We start from the raw sequence: 8,947 nt of genomic DNA on the forward strand, positions 1-8,947 counted from the left end.
GATGGTGGGCGCCTATGTGCAGCTCGTAGCAATGGTGACGCTCCGCCGCTCCGTCGAGGCCGTCGGCGAACGCCGGGTCCGCCATCACCCGGTGCAGCACGTCCGCCGCGCCGATCCCCGGGTGGTACGCGCCCCAGAACGTGCACCAGGCCGTGTCGTAGAGGAAGTCCCCACGGGTCGAGCACTTCCAGGAGAAGACTCCGGTGACCCGCGACGCGTCCTCGCTGACGAGCACGTTCGAATGGAGGAGGTCCCCGTGGACGAGGTCCCGGCGTTCCGGACACGACGACGCCAGTTCGTTGACCGTCGCCTCGCATGCCCGGAAGAGCGCGTCGATCTCCGGGTCCGCCGCGAGCTTGGGTCTCCATCCCCTCACGGCTCGACCGGGGTCATCCACGAGCCCGGCGAGCAGCCACCCCCGCCAGCTCGATGTCTCCTGGCCGGGCGGCACCCGCTTCAAAGCGGCGAGGAGCCGGACGATGGTCGGGCCCACCACATCGGCCTCCGACGGGTCCACGGTCTCGAGCACCCGGCCGTGGTGGCGGACCGATATCGCGTACGCCCCGCCGAAGGCGTCGCCGATCTCGAGCACAAGCGGGACGGGGAGGTCGGTCGAGTCGTAGGCGGCGGCGGCGCGGTCGACCTCGAACCACTCCCGCGTCTCCGAGAGCCGGAGGACGAGCTCCCGGTCCCCCACGCGGTAGCCGTAGGCAGAGGACCAGAACCCACCGGACAGGGGCTCGAGGCCGGTGACCGGCTCACCGTGCAGGTCGGACAGAAAGGAACGGATCTGAGGGGTAGCAGGTCCATGCCGGGCCATGGGGCTCCATCCTTAGGTCGGGGCAGGTCGGTGCCGTCCCCGGAACCGGGGTCGGCGGATCCGGCATCTAGGCGACCGCCGCGCGGGCCGTCACGGACCCTTCGACCTCCTGGCCAGGATGCCCTGAACGGACGGGCTCACCGCCTTGTCCGTGCGATGGACACACCCGATCCAGCAGCACGGACGCCGCTTGCCCTCGGCCAGTTCATCGATCGCTCGCTCGAGCCGGCGCGTCCTGGTCTCGGCCTTCTTGGCATCCTCCACCCAGCAGATCCACTCGTTGCGCGCCAGGGGGGTGATCTCCTCCCACGCCGACCGCGCCTCGGGGGCGGCCTTCAACGCCTTCGCGAGGTCCGCCGGGATCCTGTGGACGGTGCCCTCGGCCAGCTGCGCGCCCGTCATGGGTCGATACTACGACGGCGTCTAGGACGTCGCTGCGTGGCACACATGCGCTCGGAGCGAGAAGGGCGTCCTCAGCTCCCGTCCGGCCAGCCACCCCGGTGCAGCACCATGGGGTGATAGGGCAACCTCGCGTGCGGATCCGCGAGGAAGGCCTCGGTCTGCGCCTGATACGGCTTCTTCGTCCGCCAACCTCCGGGGTGGGGCTGGAGGGACTCGGAGAAGCGCGGGTGATGGATGACCCGCTCCAGAGCGTCACGGATCCGGTCGATCGCGTCCCCGCCGAACCTGGTCCGCCAATAGCCCTCGACCTGCGGCACCCGGTCGATGTAGTCGCGCTGCGCGTCTCTGCCCTTCGGGGTCAACCGTGCCCATCTGCCGCGGGCACCGCTGGGCGCGGCGAAGACCGAGGCGTAGCCGTTCTTCTCGAGGAAGGTGAGCGACATGCTCACCGCCTCCTTCGAGACGCCCGTCGATGCGGGCAGATCGCCGACGGGAACGCCCTCCTCGTCGAGGGCACGGACCACGTTGGCCGCCAGTGGGAGCGAGAGCTCAGACTGGCCCTCGAAGTCGGACGTGAAGGCGAGCAGCGTCCGGGCCAACATCGTCACCAGTCGATGGTCGCCGGGCTCAGCCGCTGGGCTCCACTCCCCGAGGTCCGTTCGGAGATCGGCTGAAGTGAGGACCGGCAGATATCGCGGGAGGCCCCCCTCGAGCGCTCGAACCATCGACCCCAACGACTCCATGAGGAGGCTCATCAGGTCTCCGCCCAAGCGGTCACGCCAACGGCCCTCGATCTCATCAGCGAGCCCCTGCCAGATCTGCTGGGCCTTCTCACCCGTCAAGCCGGGACGGACGACCAGGTCACCTCGCGGAGGCTTGGCCCGTGTGTCGTTCGGGTCTCGTTCGACCTTCACGTAGCCCCATCGCTCCATCCCCGACAGCGACGGGTGGACGGATCGGGACAGTCCTGCCGCGTGCGACAGCTCACGCGGTGATGCCCTCCACGGGCACGAAGCGCAGGAAGTTGTCCCACATGACGATCGAGGTGAGGAACGGTCGGTACGGCGACGCCATGATCTGTCGCTCGAACTCGTTGTCGTGTTCGATCGTGAAGGCGATCAGGACCTGCGATAGCAGGGTGGGGAAGGCTGTGGCCGTCCCGCCGCCGTAGACCCCACCCCTCGCGCCCGTCATGCGCCCCATCTGGTGTGAGAGGGCATCCGCTCCATGACCCAGTGCGTCGGCGTGTCCGACACGTGCACGAACCCCACACGTTCGTACAGGGCCCGAGCCCTCGGGTTGTTCATCCGAACCCGAAGGCGCACGGGCAGACCGGCCTCGTCGGCCTCTCCGCACACACGCTTCAACACCTCGGTGCCGGTCCCCCGCCCCTGGTGAGTCGGCGCGATCATCAACTGATGCAACTCATGCAGTGACGCCCCGGTCACGGTAGCGACGTATCCAACGACAGAGCCATCTACCTCGACCAGTCGGAACCGCTGCGAAGTGAACCGGCGCTGGTGCGCGTCCCTCTGGGCCTCCTCGTCCCATCCGCCGGCTTCGTCAACGTAGCCCCTGAACGCCGATCGGCGGATGTCGAGCACAAGATCCGAGTGCTCCTCTCCGCAGTCCACCAGACGCATCGATGTGATCACCATCAGCTCACGCTCAGGGTAGTCAGCGGCCGGACGAGTGCGCGACCGCGGCGGCCGCCAGTTCGGCCCTCGACCGCACCCCGAGCTTCTGGAACACGTGCTTCAGATGGCTGGCGACCGTGTGGCGCGAGACGAACAGCCTGCCCGCGATCTCGGGGTTGGACATACCCTCCGCCACGAGCCGCACCACCTCGAGCTCGGTCGGGGTGAGGGCCTCCCACCCGGACCGCGGACGCCCGCGGCGTCCGGTGGCCCCCAGCCTGACCCCCCGCTCCCGCAGGCGGGCGAGCATGCGGTTGAGCGGACGGGTGGCCCCGAGTTCCTCGAACACGTCTAGGGCCTCCTTCGCCACCGTCACGGCCTCATCGGAACGTCCGGCGGACGCCAGCACGACGGCCGCGTCCTCACACGCGAACGCGCGCTCGGGGTGTCGCGGAGTGGTGCGGTAGGTCTCGATCGACGCGAGCAGCATGTCCGGGTCGTCTTCGAGCACGCCCCGGCACCGCAGCGCGGCCGCCTGGTCGGTGGAGGTCCCGAGCCGCTCAGCTACCTCTTCGATCCCGGCTACCGCGTCCTGCGCCGGTCCGGTCGCTCCCACGGCGACGGCCATCCGGACCAGGTCCGGCCCCAGCGACCAGTACTCGGTGAGTAGCCCGAGGGCGCGGTCCAGCTCGAGCACACCGGCCAGGAGCGCGACCGCGTCCTCCGTGCGGCCGGACGCCTCGAGCAGGAGAGCCCGGGCCCACGCGAGCCACCCGGCTCCCGCCTGGGGCCCGCCGGAGGAGACCAGATCCTCGCCCCTGCGCACCGCGCCCTCGGCGGCCGCCAGGTCGTCGCGATGGAACGCGACCATCGCGGGCAGCACGTGCCCGTACAGCAGCCCGATCCGCACCCCGAACTCGTCGGCGACGTCGAGCGCGGCCTCCACCTCGGCGACCGCGTCATCCCATCGACCGTCGAAGAACCTCAGCATCCCGAGGCCCACGTGGTAGAGGGGGAGCTGCCAGACCGAGCCTCGCCCCATCGCGTCACGCTGTCCGGCGCGCAGCACCTGCTCGGCCTCCTCGAACCGGTCCACGAGGAGCAGGTTGTGACCTAGGAAGACGGACGGACAGGCGCGGGCGGCCTCCCCGCTGGGGTCACGCGCCGCCACCTCGACGGCTTCCTGGGCCCAACGCACCGCGGACGGGTACCCCCGGAAGTTGTCCACGAAGGACCGGACGGCCAGCCCGGTGCACACGGCGTACGGGACAGCGGCCGTCGTCCCTGCCGAGACGGCCGTGTCCGCTTCCCGTTCGGCGGTGGCCAGATCGCCCGATAGCAGGTGAGCGAGCGACGAGTCGGCCCGCAGCGCGGCGGCCTCGACGGGGTCGAGCTCGGCGTGCTCGGCCGCCGCGGCCTGGGTCAGGGCTTCCTGGGGCCGCCCTTGCAGCAGGAAGGCTCGGGCGAGCCCGGTCCGCAGCGTCCCTTCGACGTGTCCGGGGGGCCGAAGGTTCAGCGCGTCCTGCGCGACGGTCTGGGCGTCGTCCACCCGGCCGCACCACCCGAGCGCGGTGGCCAGGTCCGCGAGGAGCTGAGCATCGTCCGGACCTATCTCCCGAGCCCGCTCGAGCAGCTCGACCGCGGTCTCCGGGGCACGTCCGACCACCTGGCGGGCGGCGGTCCGGAGCGCGCCGGCTGCCTCTAGGTCCCCCGCGGTCGCGCTGAGCGCGACGTGCGGAGCGACGTCCACCGCGGATGCGCCCTGGCCCTCGAGCGCACGCCAGACCTCCGCGTGCATCGTCGTCCGGATGGACGGGGGGATATCGGTGTAGATCGCGTCGCGGACGAGTCCGTGCCTGAAGGAGAGTCCGTCGCCCGGGTCGGCGAGGAACCCCGCCGCCACGGCTTCGCGCAGCGGGGGCATGAGCGAGGAGACGGGCCGCGACAGGACCGCGGCGAGCGCGGCCGGAGCGAATCGCTGTCCGAGCACGGACGCGGTCCGCAGGACGTCCGCCGCGTCGTCGGACAGCTGGCGGACCCGGCGGACGACGAGCGCCGTGAACTCCTCGGGGACCCTCTCCCCCGCGAACTCGACGGCCCCCCCGGCGGAGGAGACCGCTCCCTCCTCGAGCAGGCTGCGGACGAACTCCGACGCGAACAGCGGGTTCCCGCCCGCCCGGCGCACCTGCGCCACGAGCCGGCGCCCGGGCGCCCCGCCCGCGATCTCTCCGACGAGCTGCACCACCTCATCGTCGGCCAGCGGACCCAGACGCAGGACCACTCCGTCGTCCCTCACCGCCTCGTCCACGAGCAGGTCGGCCCCCTTCGACCGCGGCTCGATGCGAGACGTGAGGACCATGGCCACCGGGAGAGCCCGCGTCCTTCGCCTGATCGAGCGCAAGGCGGCGAGCGTCCCGGCGTCCGCGACGTGGATGTCCTCCACCGACAGCAGGACCGGCCCCCCGCGGGCCCGGTCCTCGAGGACCGTCCCTACGGCCTCGATCGCCCGGTACTGCGACTCCGCGTCCGATGTCGTGGCGGCCAGGAGGGCCCGGACCTCCGCGAGGTGGGCGCCGCCTCCCCGGTCCAGCGCGTCGGCGAGCGCCGAGAAGGGCCTTGGCGTGGTCAGGTCGTCCGCCCGGCCGTCCAGGACCTCGAAGCCCAGCCCGCGAGCGGCGACAGCGGCCTCCTGGAGCAGGCGTGTCTTGCCTATCCCCGGCTCCCCTTCGACCAGCACGAACCGCTGATGACCCCGGGTCACCTGCTCGAGGGCGTCGGACAGCAGCGCGAGCTCGGAGGACCGGCCTACCAGGGGCGCTGGTGGCTGGGCCATGGGGCCAGACTACCGAGCGGGCCGGGAGATACCCAAGGTGAGGGATGTTCCGTCAGCCGTCGCCGGACAGGATGTCGCCTGAGGGAGGAAGCACCGGAAGCGGACAGAACCGAGGAGGGAGCATGCGTCTCAGGTGGCATCGGATCACATCGGTGGTGGCGGCCTCGCTGGCCGTCGTCGCCGCGGTACACCCAGCATCGGCGAGGCCGGGGACGGGTCGCGCCGGCGGTGTCGCGCGGGCCGTGGCCGTCGCGGTGGCGGACCGGGTGGAGGACGTCGCGCCCACCACCGTGGCCACGATCCTGGACGTCAGCGATTGGCACGGGCAGCTCGAGCCCGTCCCCATGACGGGTGCCCCCGGCGCGTGGCGCCAGAGGTACGGGGGGGCAGCGTACCTGTCGTCCTACTTCAAGCAGCGGGCGGCGCTCGCGCCCAACGAGCCGTTCATCGTGACGGCGGGGGACGAGGTGGGAGCGACCCAACCGATCTCCAACCTCCTGGGGGACCGCCCCGCCATCGAGGTCATGAACGACATGGGGTTCGACGCCAACACGCTCGGGAACCACAACTTCGACTCGGGGGTCGACCGTATGGAAGCCCTGGCGCGGGCCGCCGACTTCCCGTACGTGGTCTCCAACCTCACCCACTCCGGGACCGGCCGCGCCCCCGAGTGGGTCCAGGAGTCGATCCTGTGGGACGTCGACGGGGTCAAGATCGGCGTGACGGGAGCCATCAACGAGGATGCGCCGAACCTCGTCTCCCGCGGGCGGATGGGCGACCTCGTCGTGGGTGGGGCCGCCGCCAACATCAACCGCGTAGCGGCCGACCTCCGAGCCCGGGGCGTGAACACCGTCGTTGCGCTGGTGCACGTCGGGGCCAACTTCGTCCCGGGCGTGACGGGTCCGACCGGACCGCTCATCGACCTGGCCGGCGAGCTGCGCGGGGTGGACCTCCTCATCGGCGACCACAAGCACGCGATCGTCAACCAGCCGATCCGCGACGCCGACGGCAAGCCGATGTGGGTCGTGCAGAACTACCACAAGGGGATCTCGTTCGCGGAGGTGCGGATGGTGCTCGACCGCCGGACGGGGCACACCCTGTCCGTGTCGGGGACGACCTTCCTCGCCGACACGGCGTCGATCGAGCCGGACCCGGTCATCCAGACGAAGATCGACGCCTGGAAGGCGGAGCTCGGCTCCCGCCTGAACGAGGTCGTCGGGCACTCGCGCACGGAGATCCCGCATACGCTCCCGATCGCGGAGTCGAACCAGGGCAACCTCGTGACCGACGCGATGCGGGAGCACGCGGGCACCGACTTCGCGATGATCAACTCGGGGGCACTGCGCGCCGCGCTCACCGACCCGTCCGATCAGACCCCCGACGGGCTCCACACGATCCGGATGCGCAACGTGTACGACGCGCTCCCGTTCGGTGACCTGGTGACGACCGTCGAGGTGACGGGGTCCGAGCTCAAGAGGCTGCTGGAGAACTCGGTCTCGTCCATGCCGCGAGAGGACGGCCGCTTCGCGCAGGTCTCGGGGCTGAGGTTCGGCTACCACACGCTCCAGCAGGCCAACTCCCGGGTGGCGTGGGTGACCCGGCCCGACGGCACCCCCGTCGACCTGTCCGACGCCTCGCGGTACACGGTCGCGATGAACGACTTCATGGCGATGGGCGGGGACTCGTACCCCGACCTGGCCAGGCGGGCGGATTTCGGCGACCCGCTGACCGGGCTCCTGACCGCTCACATCGCGGCGGGCACGCCGGTCTCCCCCACCGGACCGGCCCACCCGGTCATGGTGCCTGAGACCCGGATCTTCCGACTGGACTGACGGTCCCTCCTCGGGCGGCGGTCCGTTCCGGAGCGGACCGCCGTCCGCGGACCGCGGGTGGCGTAGGCCGCCCGTCCAGTGACACCCACCAACTACTCGAGAGAGGTGGTCCCGATGTTGCGCAGGTGCTGTTACGTGCTTCTCCTCCTCGGCCTCTTGATGCCGCTCCCGGCGGGAGCCGCACCGCGTCCGTTGGTCGAGGTCCAGGTGCTCTCGATCTCCGACTGGCACGGGCAGCTCGATCCGATCTCCGTGGCCGGGACCGGCAACGTGGGGGGCGCGGCGGTGCTCTCGTCCTACTGGAAGGCCGAGCGGTCCAGGAACCCGAACACGCTGACGCTGACCGCCGGCGACGCCTTCGGTGCCACCCCTCCGCTGTCGAGCTTCTTCGACGAGGAGCCGACCGTGAAGGCGATGAACCTCATGGGTCTCGGAGCGGATACGCTCGGGAACCACAACTTCGACCGGGGGCTCCCGCACCTCCAGCGGATGATCGACCTGGCGAGGTTCCCGTTCGTCGCAGCGAACCTCCGCGACCTCGAGAGCAACCTGACCGGCGTCTCTCCGTACGTGCTGCGAGAGGTGGCTGGCGTCACCGTCGGCATCGTCGGGGTCACGAACCCGGACGCTGCGAGCCTGGTCTTCCCCGGGCGCATGGGAGCCCTGGAGGTCACCGACCCCGTGCCCGCCGCGAACAGGGCCCGAGCGGCCGCCCAGGCGGCCGGCGCCAAGATCACGATCGCGATCACGCACATGGGGGTGACCGGACGTGATGCGTCGGGAGCCCCCACCGGACCGCTCGTCGACTTCGCGAACGGGGTGGGCGGTTTCGACCTCATCCTCGGCGACCACACGGACGTCCAGTTCTCCGGGGTCGTGAACGGACAGCTGGTCGTCGAGAACCGCAGCAAGGGAGTGACCTACGCCCGGACGACGCTCGGGGTGGACATCCTCAACGGACGCGTCGCGAGGTCGAGCGTAGAGTTCGTCACGCCCGTGGCGGGCGCCGTCACCCCCGATCCCGAGATCGAGACGATGCTCAGGCCGTACCGGTCGGAGCTGAGCGCTCGCAACGACGTCCCCATCGGCGTCGCCGAAGACGTGTTCGTCCGCGGCGGGAACGAGCGCATCGCCGAGGCAGCGATCGGCAACATCGCGGCCGACTCGATGCGCCAGCGGTACGGCACCCAGATCGCGTTCACGAACGGCGGGGGCCTGCGTGCCGGGCTCCCGTCCAGCTACAGGCCTCGCGACACCTCGCTGCGACGCACCTCGGCGGGGTACGCAGCGGGACCTCCCTACGACCTGGTGGTGGGCGACGTGTACGCGGTGCTCCCGTTCGGCAACGCGGTGGTCACGCGCACCCTGACCGGCGCGCAGCTCCATGCGGCGCTCGAGCTCTCGGTCTCCCGGTTGCCGGCTC

General features: G+C 70.9%; 8 protein-coding genes. 2 read left to right on the plus strand and 6 right to left on the minus strand.

The genetic code is table 11. The features are described 5' to 3' along the window. The 6 genes from VM840_02090 to VM840_02115 form a co-directional block, all read right to left on the minus strand. The coding region (locus VM840_02090) for a phosphotransferase (GenBank protein ID HVL80367.1) at positions 1-820 on the minus strand (820 nt) is incomplete at its 3' end. A gap of 90 nt (positions 821-910) precedes the next feature. Beyond that, positions 911-1,222: a YdeI/OmpD-associated family protein gene (locus VM840_02095; GenBank protein ID HVL80368.1), complete on the minus strand. Its 312-nt coding sequence runs from the start codon at positions 1,220-1,222 to the stop codon at positions 911-913. 71 nt (positions 1,223-1,293) lie between these two features. Further along, positions 1,294-2,136 (minus strand): hypothetical protein, encoded by an 843-nt coding sequence (locus VM840_02100; protein HVL80369.1) that lies wholly within the window; start codon positions 2,134-2,136, stop codon positions 1,294-1,296. Positions 2,137-2,206: 70 nt separating this feature from the next. After that, positions 2,207-2,416 (minus strand): hypothetical protein, encoded by a 210-nt coding sequence (locus VM840_02105; GenBank protein ID HVL80370.1) that lies wholly within the window; start codon positions 2,414-2,416, stop codon positions 2,207-2,209. Beyond that, positions 2,413-2,880 carry a GNAT family N-acetyltransferase gene (locus tag VM840_02110; GenBank protein ID HVL80371.1) on the minus strand — a complete coding sequence of 156 codons (468 nt, stop codon included), beginning with the start codon at positions 2,878-2,880 and terminating at the stop codon, positions 2,413-2,415. Before VM840_02110 ends, VM840_02105 begins: the two co-directional genes overlap by 4 nt. 19 nt (positions 2,881-2,899) lie before the next feature. Next, positions 2,900-5,692: an AAA family ATPase gene (locus VM840_02115; protein HVL80372.1), complete on the minus strand. Its 2,793-nt coding sequence runs from the start codon at positions 5,690-5,692 to the stop codon at positions 2,900-2,902. 122 nt (positions 5,693-5,814) lie between these two features. Here VM840_02115 and VM840_02120 point away from each other — a divergent pair, with 122 nt between their 5' ends. Both VM840_02120 and VM840_02125 read left to right on the plus strand, forming a co-directional pair. Next, positions 5,815-7,524, plus strand: a complete 1,710-nt coding sequence (locus VM840_02120) for a 5'-nucleotidase C-terminal domain-containing protein (GenBank protein ID HVL80373.1) — start codon at positions 5,815-5,817, stop codon at positions 7,522-7,524. Between the two features lie 114 nt (positions 7,525-7,638). Beyond that, on the plus strand, positions 7,639-8,947 hold a 1,309-nt coding region (locus VM840_02125), incomplete at its 3' end, for a 5'-nucleotidase C-terminal domain-containing protein (protein HVL80374.1).

The sequence above is a fragment of the Actinomycetota bacterium genome (assembly GCA_035540895.1).
GTDB lineage: Bacteria > Actinomycetota > JAICYB01 > JAICYB01 > JAICYB01 > DATLFR01.

What these genes read in the sequence shown, in the direction of transcription:
- VM840_02115 (HVL80372.1), bottom strand. Translation starts at nt 5,692, where the DNA reads ATGGCCCAGCCACCAGCGCCCCTGGTAGGCCGGTCCTCCGAGCTCGCG.
- VM840_02105 (HVL80370.1), bottom strand. Translation starts at nt 2,416, where the DNA reads ATGACGGGCGCGAGGGGTGGGGTCTACGGCGGCGGGACGGCCACAGCC.
- VM840_02095 (HVL80368.1), bottom strand. Translation starts at nt 1,222, where the DNA reads ATGACGGGCGCGCAGCTGGCCGAGGGCACCGTCCACAGGATCCCGGCG.
- VM840_02110 (HVL80371.1), bottom strand. Translation starts at nt 2,880, where the DNA reads ATGGTGATCACATCGATGCGTCTGGTGGACTGCGGAGAGGAGCACTCG.
- VM840_02120 (HVL80373.1), top strand. Translation starts at nt 5,815, where the DNA reads ATGCGTCTCAGGTGGCATCGGATCACATCGGTGGTGGCGGCCTCGCTG.